Annotated in this window: 11 protein-coding genes; all 11 read right to left on the bottom strand. The window is 41.8% G+C overall.

All coding sequences use genetic code 11. The features are described from left to right. Positions 1 to 22 precede the first annotated feature (22 nt). The 11 genes from PQ456_RS01765 to PQ456_RS01715 all read right to left on the bottom strand — a co-directional run bounded on the left by PQ456_RS01765 (position 23) and on the right by PQ456_RS01715 (position 21,002). Positions 23 to 2,230 (bottom strand): DEAD/DEAH box helicase, encoded by a 2,208-nt coding sequence (locus PQ456_RS01765; RefSeq protein ID WP_273614583.1) that lies wholly within the window; start codon positions 2,228 to 2,230, stop codon positions 23 to 25. Continuing rightward, entirely contained in the window at positions 2,227 to 3,636 is a 1,410-nt protein-coding gene (locus PQ456_RS01760) for an ATP-binding protein (protein WP_273614582.1), read from the bottom strand. Before PQ456_RS01760 ends, PQ456_RS01765 begins: the two co-directional genes overlap by 4 nt. 7 nt (positions 3,637 to 3,643) lie before the next feature. Further along, the gene (locus tag PQ456_RS01755; RefSeq protein WP_273614581.1) at positions 3,644 to 7,234 is read right to left on the bottom strand and encodes a TerB N-terminal domain-containing protein; all 3,591 of its coding nucleotides are present in this window, start codon (positions 7,232 to 7,234) and stop codon (positions 3,644 to 3,646) included. A gap of 141 nt (positions 7,235 to 7,375) precedes the next feature. After that, positions 7,376 to 9,082: an FAD-dependent monooxygenase gene (locus tag PQ456_RS01750; RefSeq protein WP_273614580.1), complete on the bottom strand. Its 1,707-nt coding sequence runs from the start codon at positions 9,080 to 9,082 to the stop codon at positions 7,376 to 7,378. Between the two features lie 38 nt (positions 9,083 to 9,120). Beyond that, positions 9,121 to 10,161, bottom strand: a complete 1,041-nt coding sequence (locus PQ456_RS01745; RefSeq protein WP_273614579.1) for a YheC/YheD family protein — start codon at positions 10,159 to 10,161, stop codon at positions 9,121 to 9,123. Between the two features lie 63 nt (positions 10,162 to 10,224). Next, on the bottom strand, positions 10,225 to 11,265 hold the full coding sequence (locus tag PQ456_RS01740) for a YheC/YheD family protein (protein WP_273614578.1): 1,041 nt from the start codon (positions 11,263 to 11,265) through the stop codon (positions 10,225 to 10,227). A gap of 106 nt (positions 11,266 to 11,371) precedes the next feature. Beyond that, positions 11,372 to 14,605, bottom strand: coding sequence for a GAP1-N2 domain-containing protein (locus PQ456_RS01735; protein WP_273614577.1), 3,234 nt, complete (start codon positions 14,603 to 14,605; stop codon positions 11,372 to 11,374). Beyond that, the gene (locus PQ456_RS01730) at positions 14,602 to 15,864 is read right to left on the bottom strand and encodes a TRAFAC clade GTPase domain-containing protein (RefSeq protein WP_273614576.1); all 1,263 of its coding nucleotides are present in this window, start codon (positions 15,862 to 15,864) and stop codon (positions 14,602 to 14,604) included. The genes PQ456_RS01735 and PQ456_RS01730 overlap by 4 nt, the downstream gene beginning before the upstream one ends. A 16-nt stretch (positions 15,865 to 15,880) precedes the next feature. Continuing rightward, the gene (locus PQ456_RS01725) at positions 15,881 to 16,537 is read right to left on the bottom strand and encodes a beta-mannanase (protein ID WP_273614575.1); all 657 of its coding nucleotides are present in this window, start codon (positions 16,535 to 16,537) and stop codon (positions 15,881 to 15,883) included. Between the two features lie 78 nt (positions 16,538 to 16,615). Further along, a complete protein-coding gene (locus PQ456_RS01720) occupies positions 16,616 to 17,893 on the bottom strand; it encodes a vWA domain-containing protein (protein WP_273614574.1) in 1,278 nt (425 codons plus the stop codon). Positions 17,894 to 18,575: 682 nt separating this feature from the next. Continuing rightward, positions 18,576 to 21,002, bottom strand: coding sequence for a transcription initiation factor TFIID (locus PQ456_RS01715; protein ID WP_273614573.1), 2,427 nt, complete (start codon positions 21,000 to 21,002; stop codon positions 18,576 to 18,578).

The following is a 21,002-nucleotide window of genomic DNA, read 5'->3' as shown; positions in this document are numbered from 1 at the left end:
TAGCTTCTTTATCGGTTGAACATTACAAATTAATTTGAGGTTTCTGGGAATTTAATCCACTTTTCAAACCTTCGATATCTAATCCATCTGTAGCAAATGCTTGCCGTACCAGCAATGGTTGAATAAATTCATCGTATTTGCCCATATAAGGAGCCTCTTCTTCTGCCAGTAATTGCTCAGGATTCTCGATCCGTTCACATTCTGCGATAATCTCAGCTTCGATCTCAGCAGCATCTGCTTGACCGGATACGACAAAATAGTAAGGCTCTAGCGGTGTTACTGCCCGTAGTCCCAGACGTTCGGATAGATTATGCTTGAGCAATCGTTCCAATGTACGGAAGGACTTACTCCCAACCCATGGTAAAACAAAACAGGAATCCCCACCAGCAGGTAACACGATCTTTTTGAGCAAATCGGTTTCTCTTGCTAATCGACGTGCTCGTTCTAATCGGGTTTTGGCTTGAGGGGCTAGATAAGGATAATGATCATTAGATGCTAAAATTTCGCGAATCTTCTGCATAATCATGGTATCGATATCACCACCTGCACCAAGCCAGAGCGTATCCACTTTCCCTTTCGAAGATTTGACATAGACTGCCCGATGGCGACTGTCGATCTCTTCGACTTTCCAGAGCTTGCCTGCCAGTGAAAAGCAATAGCCCGGTGGTGGAACGGTCGTAATCGAACCGATTTCTTCAGATCCATTATAGACAGCATGTTCTTCATCGTCTTTGAATACGGCATAAAAGCGGAAATTGTTGACGATTTTTTCTCCGGCTAACCCGATAATTAATGTGCCTTCTTCGGTATATTGAAGATGATCCAATTGCAATAAGTATTGAAGAAACGATTGGTATTGCTCTGCACTAAAATGGCGAAAAGGCGGTAATGTCAAAATAGCACGCGCCAATTCAGCAGGCTCTGCTTCGCCCATACTTTTGAGTATACTCATCGTCTGGTGATACAGAATACCGACAGGCAATTTGCGTGCACTGAAAGGCTCTACCCATTTCTGCTTCACATACAATTCAATGACTGCAATCGCTCGTAACATAATCCATGGCATACGTGCAGGCAATTGTGCTTCTTCATCTTCTTCTTCCGGACAGACAAAGATCATTTCTGATACAGACCCTTCACGTCGCCCTGAACGTCCTAATCGCTGAACAAAGCTAGAGCATGAATAAGGCGCACCTAATTGAATAACACGTTCTAATTCACCCAGATCGATGCCCAGTTCAAGTGTCAGTGTCGCCGCCGCTACAGCAGGGCCGTACCCTTCACGCAGAGCCGCTTCGGCTTCTTCTCGTAACAATGCCGAGATACTGCCATGATGTACATGAAAAATATCCGGTTCTTGACGCTTAGCAGCAACAGCTCTCATTTCGAGCGTCATATATTCTGCATCTGAGCGACTATTGGTGAAGATCAGTGCTTTTTTATGATGGGTCTGGTCATAGATAAAGTTATGATACGCTTGTTGCGCATATTCTAATTGTTGAGCTTGTTCTTCATTTCGAGCATTAGGAAATGAAAAGTGTTCGATACTCAAACGCAACTTACGATTGCCTTCCGGTGATACAATATCAACCGGTTGACCTGTACCTGCGGCTAACCATTGGGTCGCACTTTCGTAATCGCTTAGGGTCGCAGATAATCCGATTCGTTGTGGACGACAGCCACCCATACGCTCAATACGGGATAATTGTGAGAGTACTTGAATTCCCCGATCGGCTCCCATAAAAGCATGCACTTCATCGACTACAATATAACGAAGATCACCGAATAGCGCTGGAATCGAATTGGGACGATTCATCAACAATCCTTCCAGTGACTCCGGTGTAATTTGTAAAATGCCAGAAGGGTTTTTCATTAATTTGGTTTTCTGTGATTGAGGAACATCGCCATGCCAGTGCCAGACCGGAATATCCGAATCACGCAAAACCCCTTTGAGCCGTTCAAATTGATCATTGATTAATGCTTTGAGAGGCCCTATATATAAAATGCCGACCGATTTGGACGGATGTTCATGTAATGCGGTTAATGCTGGAAAAAAAGCAGCTTCTGTTTTACCAGAAGCTGTACCGGACGCAATCAGTAAATGATGGGATGTATCCAAAAGCACCCGACAAGCTTCTACCTGTGCTTCACGCATTTCTTTCCAACCACTACGATACATATATTCCTGAATAAATGGAGCCAACCGATAAAATGGATGATTTCTACTCATAGATCAAACTCCGCCAAAAAATCATCGACTTCATCTTTGGGTGTAGGTGAAGCTGATCCTCCAGCTGGTGTACGCTGACTGGAGGCTGAGTTAGGTAATGCATCAGGATCAGCCGCATATCCACCGCCATGCGGATTGGTCGGCGCTGTCGCTAACTGCCCTAACAATTCATCAAACGATAATTCTTCATTAAAATGAAGCGTATTAAGCAAATCAACAAAATCACGTACCACTTCACGCGGAGTCAGCAATTCTTCTGCCCCCATGCGTGAGACAGCAATTTGCATAAAAGCGACCAGTTGATGTTGTTCTAATGTCGATCCATACTTGTGATGCTGACTATGAATATCACGTAACTTTTGTAGCATTAATAATATTTCTTCATGTGATAACATTTCTAGTCGAATCACAGGCCCTGCAAAGTTTTTGGTTCCACTGCTACCGAACCGACTTTCAGATAAACGGGAACGTAAAGCTTCATAGCTATATAATCCACGACGCGGGTCTTCGACAAACTGCGGTGTGCCACCGATAAATACACCCAGATGCCCTGCTTTACCTTGCATCGTATCGTTAAAGATCGTTAACAGCTTTTCATAATTACTTTGACGGGATACACTATTAGAAATTTTGTATAAATTAACACCTTCATCAACAAATAACAGCAATCCTTGATAACCGATACGAGCAGCAAATTCTGCCCATAATTTCATATAATCATACCAACCGTCATCATCAATAATCACGCCTACATTTAATTCACGTCTAGCTTCGGTACGGGTTGGATATTCGCCACGCAACCAGCGTAGTGCCGATTGTTTGAGCGTGTCTTCACCCAGGCGAATCCCTTGCCAGTACGCCGATAACACTTTGGCAAAATCAAATCCATGCACCCAGCCTTCCATTTCAGATGTTACTGAATGGATACGGCGTTGCACTTCAATCCCTATAGAGGGATCGTCTGCAGATACATTATTTTCTTCCATCACTTGTTGTTGAAGGGTCGATATCCATTTCTGTAACATCGATTCAAGCGCTCCACCGTCTGGACGGGTACGAGTCGATAGATTGGTCATTAATTCGCGATATGTGCCAAGTCCCTGACCTTTGGAACCAGTAAGACGGCGTTCAGGAGATAGATCGGCATCTGCGACTACAAATCCGCGATCCATTGCATAATTACGGATCATTTGTAGCAAAAAGCTTTTACCACTACCATATCGACCTGTGATTAATTTGAAAGCCGCTCCGCCATCAGCTACATTATCCAGCTCACGCAAAATAGATTCTACTTCATATTTACGACCAACCGCTACATGTTCCAGACCGATACGGGGAACAACTCCTGCCGCAAAAGAGTTCACTAATGCAGTGGTGATCCGTTTGGGAATTTTAACTTCATTCATTTTCTTTTCACCTCATGATGATTGCATCAAGCACTGTTCTATATTCTTCCATAATCGTACCTTCTTCAAGCAAAAGGTCACCGATTGTATCCATCGCCAGATCATTAATTTCATCGACTAGCAGTGCTGGCATTGTGCCACCTTTACTAGCGATATCACGCAATACTGAATCATCCGCTTCATCTAACAATGCGCCCAAAAATTGAATATGATGCGTCTGTAAGCCATCAATCCACTCTTGCCATTCGTTATCCAGTTCAGCAGGCAACGGAGCAATGCTCACCCTCATCTCTTCTATAGGTTGATCCTGATGAGGAAGAGAAGATTGCAACGGTAACGTCTGCTCTGTATCGTCTACTGATTGGAGGGTGTCTTGTTGTGTGTCTATCTCTGGCTCTTCTTCTACCAATGGTGAGTCAGCATCTACAGCTAATGCATGTTCAGCGATCCATGTTGTCCATTCTTCTTCATTGCTAATCTTCTGTTCTTCACGCAAAGTCAACATATCACGTACCACATTAGAATCCGCTTGTAATTGTTCAAGTACCGATGTATCAATCTGCACTTGTCTTGGTGCAGGTAATTCTTCTGGCACTGTAAATATACGCTTGATATACCGTTCGATCAAGCGAGCGATCTCTGGTTCAACCGGTGGATTGATACGAAGTCGACCGCTAAATTCCAGATGACGACGAAATTCATTTTCTGTTAATTTGATAATACCAGTCAAAAATTCTCGTAGTGGCTTATGTTCACATAACGGCAATCGTCTGACAGTAACAGTGCGCCCGTAGATTGTAGCATCATAGACAGCACTGCGGAACAAATAACGTTCAGTCTCCCGGTATACAGGTGGACGGAAAATCTGGATCAACCTTGCTCCTTGCTGTTTATCTAGAAAAGCATCGACCGCCGCCAACACTTTAGGCACATATTCTTGTATCCATTCGCTACCTTTTTCCACATAAAATCGGCTACGTTGCATATCATAATCAAGTAATTGATGAACCAGTGCAAAAGGAATCTGTGCTGGTTGAGATGACCAGATACGTTCCCATTCCAGATCAGCTAATTCAGTAGGCAAATGATCAGATGCTTCAATCATAAATTCACTCAGCGGTTCATGCAGGTCATGAACTTGTCCAAAATCAAGTACCCACTGCGGAATATATCGATCTAATTTGATAAACTTTTTGCGATATTGACGCCATAGATTCATTAGATATTGATGCCCTTCTAACGGTTCTGTCCACCCTGCGCCATTGATAATTTCGTAACACATTAAGAAAATATACGATAAATCTGTCGCTGGATATCGACCTTCACGTACTTCTTGACGCCAGTAGAAATACCACTTTTTCTGTCGCCATGTCATACTCTCATAAGTCGGCCAATAACTCATAAATGGAACAAATTCAGCTTCTTCTTCACGATGTTCTATCATTTCATGTGCACGCTTCGCAAAAACATGCTCTGCGGTCTGAATTGATGATTGAGAGCGCAATTCTTCATCGGTCTCTGATGAACTATACTTCGATGAATCTTCATACGATACATAGCGTGGTGCAAGTTCGCTATCTAGCACGATCTCTTGTGCATGATTATCATGAGCAACACGATGATCTACCAACGAATCGACTTCTGCGATATCGCCTTTTGCTTGATCCTGCGAATAAATGCTTTCATGTTCAGCAGCATTTATAGGCGGAATCTTCCATGCAGACATCGAAGCAGTATTGACCGGAATAGAAGTACTTTTTCCAGTAGAATGAACTACTTTGTAAGTAGGTGGTTGATTAAGATCCATTTCATAGCCACTGATGTCGTCCTGTTCTCTCTCGCTTGCAGATTGTGGATCTGCTGTAGATTCAGGTGGCAAAGTAACAGAAGGACTATCTTCTTTTTTATATTGAAAAGACTGTAACCAGCCTTGATGGTCATAGATAATATGATCTTTTTTCCAATCTTCGTCTACAGTGGTATCCATCATAGGAATAGAAAGGTCAGCAGGACGTTCAGGAATACGCAATCCCCGTTCTTCTGTTCCCCATTCAAATTCAGCAAATCCACCTTTGTGTTCACTTACTTGTGGCAATCCCGATTGAAGTGCACGCTTGACCACCATCGGAAAAGCAGGTGGTAACTCGGTCAATGGATGGTCGGGATCGACAATCGCGTATTCACGTACTACGGAATGAAATAATTTGAGCAGACTGGTCTGAGCTGTTCGCATATGAGGTTCATCCAAATGTTGACCTTCTGCATAGATCGCCAACCGTAAGCGGGTAGTTAACTTATTCATAGCTTTGTATACTTTGCTCGTTACACTATCTGTTAATTCATCAGGTTCTAAATAAATCGCAATATCGACTCCACCTGGCAACAGCGCTGTTCTTCCAGTCAATAGACTAGCAGGTACAGCAATCAATGGTAATGTCGATTTATTTTTGGTTGAGCTGGTCTTGCTCGACAATTCAGATGCTTCTTGCCAGTATGATCCGAGTGTCGGTTGCCATAGCTTTTGCAATCCAGTCAGTAAAGGCTTTTTACCAATAATCGCAATCTTACATGCTGGAAATTTGCGAATATAAGCTTCCAGAAAATGCTGTAGCGATTCACTATGCTTCATCACTCCGCCTAAAATCCCGCCAGAAATTCCCCAATGCGTTAGAAAATCAAAATGTTGCGCCAAATCACGTTCTGTACCCGGTAAAGCCAAATCTGGAATCAGCAATTGTTCCCACGGGCCGCTGAGTCGTTCAGAACCACGCTGAATAATTTCTTGCGATGTTAATTTACTATTTTTATCAAGTGATGTACCGTCAGCCATTCTACCCATAGGCCCTAACCCTAATTCGCGTAATACATCTGCTTCGATCTGTCCATGCTCATGTAATCCAACATACGTTCCAGATGCACCCAGACGACGTGATAATTCTACAGCAGGATAGCGAATCCCACTGATCTCGATCATCGGTACAGCTGTGACTTGTCCGACACCATTTTTCTCGTCTCGTCTGCCTTCAAGCACCCATTTGGCATCCATATGAATACTATCTGTAAATTCTTCTGGAGCAGCATAAGGAATATATTCTTCAGCAACTTGAAAAGACTGATCTTGTGCATAGGCAGGATCGATACCATAGACGATTTCTTCATCAGGAATATCTTCAAGATAATGATCCAGATCATCTACACTATAGCTTGATTCTGAAGATGTAGAGATAGCGATAGTCGTAGCAGGTTCACTCCCGCCAGAAAGAACAGCTTCAGCGCTACCATCGTAACTTGCTTCAATCGGTGTACCATCAAATAACTCTAATGTGCCCGGTACTAATCTGGTCAATCGTGTATATAATTTGTGCGCTTCTTCCGGTTTGAGCAGACATTCGCTATGACCGTAAGAGGAGTGTTGCCATCTATGTTCAGCATTACGAAGCGTTTTACCCATAACCATCTGCTGTACTTCCTCAGCTTGTTCCTCTTCAACGACTCCATCGGCGCGTGAAATATGCAGGAAAAAGCCTCGATCTTCTTCGAAGCTTAATAATGCCGTATAGGTTCTGTCTGTATAGGATAGTGGCGATGGTGAATGCATAATAGACTCCTTGCCTTTCCTTTAATAATATTGATCATCCGTTTGGTAAACATAATATCCCATTATACATGAAGCAGACCGAAGAATGGTATAGGTTACGAACATATTTTCGTTTATTTCTTTTTATTTTCTACAGATTTTCTACAATTGAATAGATGAGGAAGGTCTAGCCGGTATCTGAAAAGAACGATGTACCCAGCCAATCAAGTCCATTTCATCACTTAGACTGCCAATATAACTGATATATCCATCTGGACGAATCAGCACATAGCCACCTTTGCCCATTCCATATTGTTGATGCAGATGATTGTCTGGATCGGTATGAATATGTGTGGGTAGTGTTAAAGGAGTCATTAATGGTTGATCCGGTAATAAAATATGGATATCAATAATATCTTTCCATTTCACAGCTACTTGATTCAGTAATGAACGGTGATCTGGCTCTTCGATCTCATCTTCAAGTGTGGGTGGCTTCGGGCTTGCGACTACAGGATGTTCTCCTGTAAATAAAAGTAGCGTATGGCGAGATGATTGTCCGTATCCTCCATCAGGTGCTCGCTCTCCTGCATGAAGCATTGGTCGTTGCCAGCCTTTGCCTTGTTGCACAATAGGGCTGTGGGGATAAGCCAATCCTGTTTCGGAGATTAGACTGAACAATCGCTTTTGGATTACTTTACGAGAAGATAGTAATGGAGCGACTGTATTGCGAATCGCAATCGGTACAGAATATCGGGTTGTCGCTAACCGGGTAAAAAGAGAGGTTCCACGTAGCAATTGTCGTCCAATCGGTTCACGTTCAGCATGATAGCTATCCAGTATAGTATCGGAAGCATACCCCTGACAGACTAGCGCTAATTTCCAACCTAGATTAAATGCATCTTGAATCCCTGTATTCATTCCTTGTCCACCGATAGGTGAATGAATATGAGCAGCATCTCCTGCTAGAAAAATGCGACCTGTACGATAAGACTTCACTTTCCGTTGATGTACAGCAAATTTTGCTAACCAGATCGGATCTGAAATAGTGACTTTGATCGGCAGACAAATATCCAATACCGCTTGAATATCTTCTAATTCAATAGATTGATCAGAAGTAGAGGAAGTTACAGCATGATCCGGTGGCATGCCAATAATAACCCGGTGTCGATGATCCAGCATCGGGAAAAGAGCTGTCAGATAGCCTTTATTCAGATAGACATACAGCTTATTATGATCTTGCTTCCAATCGATCTGTACATCAGCTAGAGCAAACGATTGAGCCAGTACTTCGCCTTCAAAAGCAATGTCACTGAGATGGCGCACAGTACTATGAGCTCCATCGCAACCGACTACCCAGCGTGCCAATATCTTTTCTTCAGACTGAACAGATTTGTCTGTATGTTGAATAATTGCCTGTACATATTGCTGAGGCTGATCTAGCTGTTGCAAAGCAGTTAATTGCACTTGTCGCTCTACAGTACCTCCAAGTGATGTTAAACGATCAATTAGCACTTGTTCGGTGATACTTTGCGGAACCATCAGTACGTAGGGGTAAGGGCTTTGAATTAATGAAGTAAAGTTTACCTGTGCTAATACTTTGTTATAGCTAGATGCTTGCATCCCTGTGACTTGATGCCCTTGAGCTATTAATGTATCTGCCACCTCTGCTTGATGTAATAATTCTAATGTACGTGCCATCACACCTAATGCTTTGGAATATTTGGAAGGATGCGGCGCTTTGTCAATAATTCGATACGATATACCGCGTCTTGCTAGTTCAATTGCTAGCGTAAGTCCTGTGGGGCCTGCGCCTACAATCAACACATCAAAATCACAAGTATTCCGATGAATATCAGCGTTGATAACCATATCTACCTTTCCTTTCATCTCCAAAATGATGATATATGCTATTTCAATGATTGACGTGCTAGATATAGACTGTACTCGATAGCCGGGCGCGCCAATTCTACGTAGTTAAACAGTGTCGATGGTAGTCCGATTCCAGCTTCAAATAAGCAAATATTGCGATGTTCATCTACACCAATATCCAACCCGATTTCATGAAATCCTGATCCGATTTGTGATTCCAAATAATTTGCTAATTGTAAGGCAGTTTTTTGTATTTTTTGATCCATCGGCCCGTTCACTTCTTCACCAAATTGATGCTCCAAAAATCGATTCCATGTGGTAGATACAGTCAGTGTTTTTTTGCTGTTGGCTATTTTAATATTGGATTTTAAAGAAATCCCTGCTGAACAAAAAGCGACAATCCATTCGTTTTTGCCATTTTTGGCAATATGCACTCGAATATAAAAAGGAAATCCTTGTATAACGGTACTACTCTGCACTAATTTTTGTACACAATAGCGTCGTTCCGTCAATAATTCTACCAAAGCTATCGTTTGCTCAGCGTTCATCTGATGAATATACGTCTGATCGAATACTTCCAGCATGTCTCCTTTTACTTCTGCTGTAAATGTATTCTCGCCTTTAGCCCCTCGATCGGCTTTGAGTACCACTTGCTGATGTTGCTGAATAAATTCAATCACTTTCTCCGGTTCTCGCATAGTCATAAAAGGGATTACGATTTTTTTAAGCTCAGGATGACCTAACAGTAGATTGTACACTTTTGTTTTGTACATCGACTTGCCTATAAGGGTATGTGTTATTGGAATACCCGCTAACTTTTCATAAATATTGCCGAATTGATCTGATCCTCTACGGCGCATGCGATCATAGATCACATCAGGATAATCAAAAGTGTTGTAGACCCATTTTGTACCATTCCATTCTTTGCCACGAATCGTACGTGTTGCTTCCTTCACATCGCCAGGGTAGAAATAGAAAAAGTCCGCTTGATGACTGCTAGCTGCCATCGCACTGGCTAGACACAATTCAGGCTCTATTTTCCAACCGATAAGCATTCCAATCGACAATCGCTTCTCCATCATATTCTCCTTTGCTTTTATCCAATGTATTTATAGATAGATTAAACAAGCTATAATCGCTTTTTAAGAAGATTGCGACTGACGTACTAAGTATTGACAGTAAGCGATCGCAGGCTGAGCCAGCTCTATATTATGGAAAGAAGTATCCGGTATCCCCAGACCTGCTTCAAACAATCGAATTTTATTTTGCTTATCAATTCCGAGGTCTAATCCTATTTCGTGAAATCCTGTACCCCATTGCTGTTCAAGATATTGCGAGATTTCAATCGCATATGCTTGAATTTTGCGATCCATTGAACCACCCGGTTGTTCTCCGAATTGATGATTGAGAAAACGAGTCCATGTGGTGGTCACACGAAATGTACTTTCGCTATTCGTTACTTTGATCATCGGATTAAGCGACAAAGAGACTGAACAGAACGCAACCATCCATTGCCCTTGACCGTCTTTGGATACATGAACACGAATAAAAAATGGAAACTCTTGCACTGTTGTACTTTGAATTAATTTCTGTGCACAATATCTACGTTCAATCAATACCGTAACCACCTCGAGCATTTGTTCCTGATTCATCGTATGCAAATAAGTCTGATCGAACACTTCATATCCATCATCTTTCACTTCTACTGTAAACATATTTTGAGCAGATGCCCCACCATCTGCTTTGAAAATCACACGTTGATGTTTATGAACAAATTCGATGACTTTTTCAGGATCTCTCATCGTCATAAAAGGGATCAGTGACTTTTTCAAATTCGCATCCCCGCGAAGCACATTATAAACTTTCGTTTTGACAATAGAACGTCCTCTCAGCGTATGAGTGATAGGAATACCTGCTAATTTTTCATAGATATTACCGAATTGATCTGAACCTTTGCGACGCATCCGATCATAGATCACATCAGGATATGCAAATATTCCGGTGACCCATTGTGTGCCGTCCCATGCTTGCCCTTCAATCGTACGCGTCTGTTCATCTATACCCGCAGGATAAAAGTAGAAAAAATCAACTTCTTGACTGTGTGCTATTAATGCACAAGCCAGAGGTAAATCTAATCGTATTTTCCAGCCAATCATCATGCCAATCGACAATCGTTTTTCCATAATGATCTCCTTTGCTTTCTACTCTTGTTGTGATTTCATAGTACAACATATAGCAAAAGCTCGCTTTCTTAAAAACAGAAAAGCGAGCTTTTGCACATTCAAACGTTTAGCTAGAGGAATCAGTTGTTGCTGAATCTGCACTAATAGATGTTATAGCATATTCAGTGCTATCAATTTTGATTTTGTTGATATTATGACTATCTGTTTTGGCTGGCAAATCAATCGTGACTGTATATGGATTACTTTCAGTCAACTGAGCTTCAGATACAGGTTCTGTTTCTTCTGTTGGTAATGTACTTGATGTAGAAGAATCGGTTGTTCCTGTGTCGGTTGTAGCATTGGTTGAGCCTTTAGGATCTATCGTATCGGTTGTATCTGAATCTGTAGTCGATTCAGAAGTTGCTGATACAGTAGCTATCGTAGGATTATCGCTCATACCTGTAGTACTGGATGTATCGTCGGTACGGTTAGTTGTAGAATCTTCTGCTGAAGAATCAGAAGAAGTATTCCCGCTACTCGTGGACGTCTTGCAAAGCGACTTGGCATTCAATTGAGTATAATCTACTTTTTGCCCGTTCCCCATCAGCAATGTTGCTTTGGTAGGTTTGAATGCTTCACAAGTAGCTAGATCTGCAAAGTGAAAAGCAAGACCTGTCGCATTACTATTACTATTACTATTACTATTACTGGTACTACTGTTATCTGTACCTGTGGTTGGCGTTGCACTGGTATCTGCATCTGGAGTCAATAATGTGACTACTACTTTGGGCAATTGAACGGTTTCTGTCGGCGGTTCGGTCACTTCTGGTATCGGATCAACCGCAGGTGCCGCTTGCTCGACAGTAATCACGCCAAATACTTTTAATGCATATACAGATAATCCACCGATCGCTACCAGTAAGACAACCGCTAGTAGCGCTAATAAGGGCATGCGTTTACGATTACGTTTAAACCATTTTGATAATGGTGTAGCTAATTCATCTCTTGCTTTAAGGTATACTGCTCGCAATGCTGCTCCTTCTTTGGGAAAATCAGCTTTCGCTTGCGAAGCAAGTTCTCCTCTGCGAAATGCTTCTGGATCATGCCTGCGAAAATACGCCAGAATAGCAGTCTCATAAGCAGGTACAAATCGTGGACTTTGCGACTTGCGACCCGATGTTTTTTTTGGAGTATCGGCTGTACGGGCTCGATCTTTATCTAACAAATGATCGCTAGTTGATGAAGCAGGGTCAGGTAGCATAAATTCTGCACGTCCTTCTGACCAATGGAAAAAAGTATAAATTTGTTCAGGAGTACTCGCATGCTGGCGAACCGCTTCTACCATTGCAGAATAATCCAAGTCATTCGGTTCAGCACTATAGCTAAAAGCTGCCGCCAACCGTCCGAATTGTCCTTTTCGAATATCATTGGCTAGCCATAAGCGTCCTAGTTGTTGTACTTGATCTTTCTCATTCGGTTGTAATTGATGCAATAAATTCATTAAATCTGCGGATAATTCTTTTTCAGTAAACCAAATATATAATAATTGTAGTGCTAATTTTTTGGCATTGAGACGGCGATCAGCACGTTCAGGATATTCATCACTTGGTAACGGAAGAGATAGGAAATCTGCTTGCAACAACTTTTCACGAGTCAGTGTTGACCATTCCAGATCATTCAATAATAATCGTTCCGCAGAAGCTCGCATATCATCTCCTAGACCGGATTGTCTCCAAGCTTCGGGTGGAATCACTTTTCCATGTAATGAACCGGTATCTACTTCATCTAATAAAGTAAATACTTTACCTGTAGCGATCATCAAGTCAGAGCTATGCCGTAAAGCTTCCATAAAAGATTGACCTGCACGATTACAATAATCGTCCATCTCTAGTAAATCTGGATAGGTCGTGCCCCATTCTACAGCCAATTGAATCACTTCTTCGACAGTCTGTGCTTGATGGAATTTACGTTCTATTAACGGATTTAATAACATAACTGCAAGACTAGGCTGACTACCTGCCATTTTGATAAATGCATCATTTAAAGCAGGATGTTTCTCCATCATTACATAGAATGCCTGACTTGCTGCTGTCTGTCCTGCCGCAACAGCATTACGAATCGCCCAGATAAAATACTCTACAATTTTGCGTCCGGTATGTACTTCATCGATACCGTAATACTCTGCAAAACATTCTGCAATCGCAATATCCGGTACAACACCTGTCCGTACTTCATCAAATTCACGATCAAAACGTGATAAAAATAAATCATTTACACGCATTGCAGAATCCAGCGCGCCTGCTGGTCGTAAATGTGTAAGCAACGATTGCAAGATAGCCGCAGGATGCTCGCTATATAATTGTTCGTCGCCCGCTTCTACACGAAACAACGTTGTCCACTCATCATAATGTGCAGGATCAGGTAACTCTTCTGTCGAAGCATCGATTCCTGCTTGCCCGCTATCAGCAAATTCTTGTAATGCACGCAATTGATCCGGTTGTGTAATATGCTCCCAGACCCATTCGGTGTATACTTGACCTGCTTTTTCCGGTTGAGCTGGATGGATACGACCTGTACTCCAGTCAAAATGATAATCACGCTCAATATTGCGATCACCCGCACGAATCGAACCACTTTCAACAAACATCAATTGAATCCCTTTACGGCTTTCGGGTTCTTTCGCATAAGTGGTAAATCCTAGACGACGACGGAAAGCATAAGGAAGAGCTTCTGTAATCACCGCTGTTAATCGCTTGGCATATACAGACAGTTCAGTAATCGGTACATTCAGCGAAATATATACTTTACGACGCTTATGAATCGCAGACATCACTGCACCGATCAATTGCCGAAAAGTAGCTCCATCTATTCCTAATTCCTCTAATACAGCCATACTATTTGAAGCAGACGGTGTAGACGGAATATCTTGCAATTGTGGTAAGTCTTGCCCTTGCTCTACATCATACTTTTCCTCAAAATCCGCTTGTAACCAGCGATCATAGTGATGTACCCACTCTTCAGCACGCACCGCAGGAATTACATAATTATGTGAAAAGAATGTACTTCTTAGCCCTGTAAAATCAGCATTTACGTAATGGCTAGTTCCAAGTACAATATCACCATTTTCCAGTCGTACCAATTGTAAGGCAGACGGAAATAAAGCATCTTCTTTTTCACCTTTGGCTAACAACTCTGCCGGCGCATCATATACGCATAATGGATGAATATACTTTTTGATAAACGAGTTATCAAGTCCAGACGATTTGGCAATCGTATCGTACCCCTCGGTAGAGCGAAAAATACCACTTTTCTCCCGGGTATACATCTGTTGATCGATAAGGGCATTCGAGAATAAACTCAAGCGTTTCCTCTCCCCTCGATGTAATTCAGTTTGTACAATAACCAGATAAATGGCTCATCGACACGAATCGGACTAACGACACTTTGTAGCTTCTGGTCGATAGGATTACTTCCTAATGCCGAGACAGCAAAATAAGCAGTGTCTTTGAAATATACATCCATCGTTCCTTTAAATGGACGATCGACACGCTCAATAAAACGGCGAATTTCACCATCTATATTTTCAAATTCATTCAAATCAAAATAATCACGATGGATTACATTATGGAACACATTACTGTTGGATTTGATATATTCGCCTTCATCTCCACGCAATGATTCCAGCATATCGCTTTTAGTCAGCACAACAGCTGTTGGAATATTGGTTTTGCTATCTTCTTGATGAGCTATAAAATCGCTAAATAAAGTTAATACCACATCACGTGGCTCATCATAGCGAGACACCCATTCTCCTTTATCGTCACCAAGCTTAATCCGAATACGATCTCGGATCGAGCGAATCTGAAGCGGATCGACCATAAACAAAATCCCGGCAGAGTTTTTAATATGCTGACCATGCAGTCCCAAATAATCCTGATCAACCATACCTTCACCAGCTACATCAAAAAACACCAGTGTTAACGGTGGCTTCTCTTCATCTTTGAAAACAAATTGGAAAATAAACGGTTCTTGCATCCGTTCTTTTTGCGTAGAACCCAGTAGATCGCCACGTTCAAATAAAGGTTCTTCGTAATTGATACGGAATTTGCGACTAATCTCTGTGGTTAGTGGCATACAGGCGGCATCAAAATTTTCTGCTGTAGTATTTTGCAACGTATGGATTAGTGCTGTCATATAGACAGACTTACCTACCTGCGAAGCACCCACAATCGAAATAATATTGCTAGGTACTTTGCCTGAAGTGACCGGTAATTCATTATGACAATGCGGACACAGACGACGACGTGTGACTTCGCCATAGCGGTCATTGAGTCCCACCAGTACATGATCCGAATAAATACGCTGTTCTTCAGGAACATCTGTTGGTAGCAATACCGCTTCCATATCATGAACCGTATCCAGTCCAAAGCGAGAACGATATTTATTTAACTTTGCATCTTCACCGAGTCCGTAATCTTCATCATCTTCACGGTGATGTGAAGCACGAAATTCTACTTCTTCCGGTGAAAATTTATTAAAACAATACGGGCAAACGATATCGTAAAATAACGGTCTAGGCGCGGCTTCCGGTTTCTTTTTAAACCAATCGAAGATATTCATCTCAACGATCTTCCCCCTACTCCAAAATCAATTCGTACATCTGTCCGTATGTACGTCCATCGGTAAAAAAGAGTCTTACATATTCATTTTTGCCTACTTCAATCGCGGGCAATTCATTACGTCCTGCTTGAAAAGGAGCTGCAAATGGATATACAATCCCATCATCTTTATTGACAGCATACCCGCCTTCTTTTTTCACATAACATAATACTTCTTTGGGAATAGGCACTTCTGCATGAACTTCGATTCGCACCGTTTTACGTTTGCCAAACCATACTCCTTGTTGCTTAATCGAGTAATAAATTTTGGCTTTGCCTGCACTAAGTTCAATCGTATTTTGACCATCCGGTTGACGCACAAGTACAGTTTCTCCTTGTTCTTCATACGTCATATATACGGTATATGTCATCCTCCCAAAATGATCGACTCTTTCGATATATCCATTGTTCGCTTTATATTCTTCTTTGGTATATAGACGCAGACTCGCAGGAGAAGAATCTGGCTGATCTGATGAACTACCTTCTTCGCCAACTGCGGACATCTGCGTTACTTTTTCAATATAGACCGCTTCTGTATCGCGTGGCCATAACCAACGCAATGTACACAATCCATCTTGCGCTTGTCCGGTCAAACCATGGATTCCTTGATTGGTTTTCAGTTCGGTGTACAGCATATAAAGATCCCCCTTCTGAGTCTACTTCTATCTATGTTTGACTGTATTTAAATGTATCTGTAATAAAACAAAACGTAATTAACGTTGAAATGTACCACTACTTGTTCCACGACGTCGACGTGGCCCTTCTGAAGGTGTAGGTGGCGGTGGTGTAGAACTGCTTTTGATCATACGTTTACTATTTTCACCAATCGGAACCACCAATGTGAACATTGCAATAATAAATGCCAGAATCATAACCGCTAAAAAGCGTATCACTCCGTCTGTCCAATCGGTTTTGCCGATCCCCCACTCCAATAACCAACCAGCCAGTAATCCAGCTACACCGCCCCCGATTCCGAAGCTACGTGCCAAAAAGCGATTGTCGAACATTAATCCCATACCCACACCCATCAATGCGCCTAATAACATCACCAGTATCACATGCAGAATCACATAATACAGATTGCTATAAAAAGGTTCACTGCGTTCTGTAACCAGTGTACGTTTGTCTAATGTATCGTAAATCTGTTGGAACGTCTGTGGCAATTGCGAAGCATCAGCTACATTGTAATAGTTACCGCCTGTTTGACTAGCGATATCTGTAAGTAGATTTGTGCCGCCTGCATCTGTCAAATTCAAACCAACCGTATTGATCGAGATGGATTTGGCTTGATAAGGAGCAAGTGCAGACATATCCAGCGCACTATATCCATCAGACAACATAATGACGACTGTACCACGGGTATCATCATTTTGAGCAGTAATCTGTTGCATTGCAGTATCCAAAGCACCTGTAAAATTAGTACCTCCACTCGTTGTTTGCATCGCGTCCATCGTAGCATTAATCTGCTGTTTGGAGGCATCATTGATTTCAGTCAATGGCAATACTACATTCGCTTGATCGCTGAATTCGATAATACCGACACGTTTATCATCATCCATTGAATTGATCATATTTTTAACCGCTTGAAAACGTTGATTTTGCGGATCTGTTGCTCTCATACTACCGGAGTTATCGATCACCACGACAACGTCACGAATCGATTTGACTCCATTGAATCCGATCTGGTAAATCGCTTCTCCACCAAGTCCTCCTAAAAACATAAGCACCAAAGTAGCCGGTACAAATAATTTCCACGAAAGCCCTGCATAACGTTGACGCCAGGATGCTCCATTTAATTTCGGTGAAATCGTTTCAGCTAACAAACAAAATCCACCAATAAATAGACTGATAATTCCAAAATACAATCCAATAAGAAGCACTCGTGGCATCTGATCAAAATAAGAATGAATCAACCATTCTCCTACGATAAATCCGATCGCGCCTCCAATAAGGCTGAACAATACCATAAGCCAATTCACTTTGCGTTGCATACGTGGCATCTCCCCTTTCATATGAATATATGACATTTCGTTTATACATTTGAGCGATTGAAGTGTATCATTACATCTAAATTTTAATGAAGTAGATGAAAAAGCTATGTAGGGAATGAGTGTAAGTTTGACCACTTCGAGGAAAAGATTATCCTTTCGCTCGCTGTTAAGATCGGATATCTTGAATGACCGCTAGACGGTCGATATCCGAATCTAGCATATGCTTACGAAGTAGTTTTCTAAAGAAAACTTGTAATGCGAACGCTACGCTGCTTTCGGATCAATCTTTGCCCCTTCGTTACGCGGTAAGTGGCTACATAGTTTTTAAAGAATTTTGAAAAGCTTTGAAGAGATTTTTCTTTTAATCTATTGAATGACTTTTTACAACGAATAATTTTTCAAATAAGTGTATACAAGAAATGGAGGAGCCGCTTAAAGTTTTTAAAAGTAATTTTCTCTTATCCTTTACCCCTTGCCTCACCCTGCCAGGCAAACGCTCCTATTTTGAACTTTTAGCATTTACTCCCCGCTCTGAGCGGAGGGAAGGCAATTGCTCTGAAAGAGTGAAACGATCACCTTTGCAAGATTATCCCGACCGCAAAGCGGTTATTCAAGGGACAATCTTGCAACAGCGATGACAAGAGCAATTTTCTTCCCGAAGCGGTCAAACTCAGAGTAAAAGCTATGCGTGAAAATCATACCCGTTTGCAATATACGTATCATAGTACGTTTTACCATTACGATAGTAAATTAAATCTTCAATCGTAAATCCACCCATCAGATTCAGCTTTTCTACACCACTGGTGCGATCTTCATGGACGAATCCTGTTTTGTAAATGCGAGTCGTATTATCTACACCTGCGGCATAACGGACAAAGTCACCATTAGCATTACCAAACATATATTTTTCTTCATAACGATGTTTATGCGTATAATCTAGCAGACGAATATGGATAACCGCTCGATCTTCTAAAGTACGATACAGTTCTTTGAACAAATCTTCTTGCGATAAAGCTTGCTTGTTCTCATACTCAATCGTAACATTAGCGCGATTCAGCAGTTCCTGTTCGAATGTCTGTGTAAATGAACGTGATGCTAATAGTTCTTTACGACACACCTCCATCAGACGTTCCACCAGCGTCGAAGCTCCTTGTTGCAACAGCAATGTCACATCGCCTACACTGCGCTCTTCAAAAAAAGCACCATCGCCACGTTTTTCCTCAATCTCCTCCATCACTTCAGCCGTAAGACGACTATAGTAATCATGGATATTTTGCCCGATATAATCATCTGCTGTACGGATACTGTCTGTTGCCGCCGCTTGTAAATTAGAACCGATCGTATCCATACTTTTCACCTGTTGCATACTATCACGATGAACAGCAGTAAGATGCTCTTCGAAACGACGATATAGACGCAATCTAGTTTGCAATCTTAAAATATGCAATTTGCGTGGATAAATCGTATCAATCAACGCACGGGTCAACCCGCGAATATTATGCTTTTCCATAAAAGGTAATCGTTGAAAAGATAAATCATCTGCCCGACTGTCATACCACTCGTCCAATTCCGCCTGTGCACTTTCAAGCGTATGCATTAGATCACGAGTACGTGCATGATAATCAGTCCACATACTCTGTTCGCCAGATTCATCGGTCCACTCTGCAAGCTGGTAAAAATGAAGATGAGGATGTTGACGAAGCATCTCTGCAATATTAGCTTGAAGTTCACGCCCTGCATCCCATTGCTCGATCCGCTTGATCATTTCTTGTTCATAATTATCATGGAAAAAGCGTTCTCCACCATATTCGAACAATGCATGTTCTGCTTCACGTAGACTTAGCGATTTCAGATGACTAAAGCTTGTTGTACGGGTCATAAGACCATTCATATCTTCCAAACGACTACTATTAGGGACTAACATATCAACTCGTTCGTCGATACGTTGTTCATCCAGACCTAACAACTCGAACTTTTCACGACTGCCTAGAATCGTTGTATGTTTCATTCGTTTCATTATTCCATAGAAAAATTGCTCCAAAACAGTTAATGCAATCGCTCGATCGGGTCGTCTGACTCTAGCAAATCCTGCAGAGACTAACCCTTGATTGCCTTCCCCATTACGAACATTATTTTTGAAAGCATTATTGTTATAATCAGATCCGTAAAAAGAAGATTCTCCACCTGTTTCCAGACGTTGACGATTTTTGAGCAAGCTAATCCTGCAAATAATATCGTAGCTACTTTCCATCCCACCATTAACCGAAATTCCGCGTTCATTACGATCAGATAACACATACGCTAATTCAAATAACGGCGATGGTGAATGTTGTACCATCACAGCTAATCCATCTTCAGTACGTTGTAATGGTGCAGTTAATGTATAATCTGCACGTTGAATATATTCCAATTCTTTTAGAAATGCTACTCCTGCTGAACTGGCATATCCAAATTGTTCTTCTTGATCGCCTTCATAGATGAGCGCATACATATCCATCTGCACTGATTTGAAAGACTGACCTAGAATCGAACGTGCTAATAGCGATATTTCTGGAACCAAAATATTCATCGGATCATCAACACGCGTTATCACCGATACATGCAATCGATCAAACGAAGAATACATCCGTCCGAACTCAGCTAAACGGCGAGCCGCCTGCCGGAACGTACGATTCAGTTCCAGCAGATGCTTGCCATCTTTTTGAAAATGGTGATGCCAATCAGGACGTTGCGTTTTTTTACTATGATCGTTAACTGTAGGACGAGATAAAAAGGTAGTGATTTTTTGCGCTTCTAATGAACCTGTACTTTGACCTGTACGCATAGAATTCACGTTTTGTTCTTGTTCATATCGAGCTTCATTAGCCCGTCTTGCTTGCTGTTCTTCTCCTGTAGGTTCAGGAGCAATCTCTACATACATCACACCAGCACTATTATCCCACTTCTGAGCATTAATCTGCATAACAGGACGGACAGCATCTTGAATCAGATCTCCGATAAACAGGAAAACGGCGGGGTAGTGAATACTGCTCCGCCCATCTCCCTGCCCGGCTGTTTTCTCCTCGTCAGCAGCATATGCATCTGCGAATTGTTTCAGCCGAACGTCCAT

Origin of the sequence: Paenibacillus kyungheensis, from assembly GCF_028606985.1 — a bacterium.
GTDB classification, from domain to species: Bacteria; Bacillota; Bacilli; order Paenibacillales; family Paenibacillaceae; genus Saccharibacillus; species Saccharibacillus kyungheensis.
Note: the sequence above shows the minus strand (reverse complement) of the source record. Positions and strands in the feature narration are given on the sequence as shown.

Excerpts from the sequence above, each read along its gene's own strand:
- PQ456_RS01765 (WP_273614583.1), bottom strand. The coding sequence starts at position 2,230 with ATGAGTAGAAATCATCCATTTTATCGGTTGGCTCCATTTATTCAGGAA.
- PQ456_RS01760 (WP_273614582.1), bottom strand. The coding sequence starts at position 3,636 with ATGAATGAAGTTAAAATTCCCAAACGGATCACCACTGCATTAGTGAAC.
- PQ456_RS01755 (WP_273614581.1), bottom strand. The coding sequence starts at position 7,234 with ATGCATTCACCATCGCCACTATCCTATACAGACAGAACCTATACGGCA.
- PQ456_RS01750 (WP_273614580.1), bottom strand. The coding sequence starts at position 9,082 with ATGGTTATCAACGCTGATATTCATCGGAATACTTGTGATTTTGATGTG.
- PQ456_RS01745 (WP_273614579.1), bottom strand. The coding sequence starts at position 10,161 with ATGGAGAAGCGATTGTCGATTGGAATGCTTATCGGTTGGAAAATAGAG.
- PQ456_RS01740 (WP_273614578.1), bottom strand. The coding sequence starts at position 11,265 with ATGGAAAAACGATTGTCGATTGGCATGATGATTGGCTGGAAAATACGA.
- PQ456_RS01730 (WP_273614576.1), bottom strand. The coding sequence starts at position 15,864 with ATGAATATCTTCGATTGGTTTAAAAAGAAACCGGAAGCCGCGCCTAGA.
- PQ456_RS01725 (WP_273614575.1), bottom strand. The coding sequence starts at position 16,537 with ATGCTGTACACCGAACTGAAAACCAATCAAGGAATCCATGGTTTGACC.
- PQ456_RS01720 (WP_273614574.1), bottom strand. The coding sequence starts at position 17,893 with ATGCAACGCAAAGTGAATTGGCTTATGGTATTGTTCAGCCTTATTGGA.
- PQ456_RS01715 (WP_273614573.1), bottom strand. The coding sequence starts at position 21,002 with ATGGACGTTCGGCTGAAACAATTCGCAGATGCATATGCTGCTGACGAG.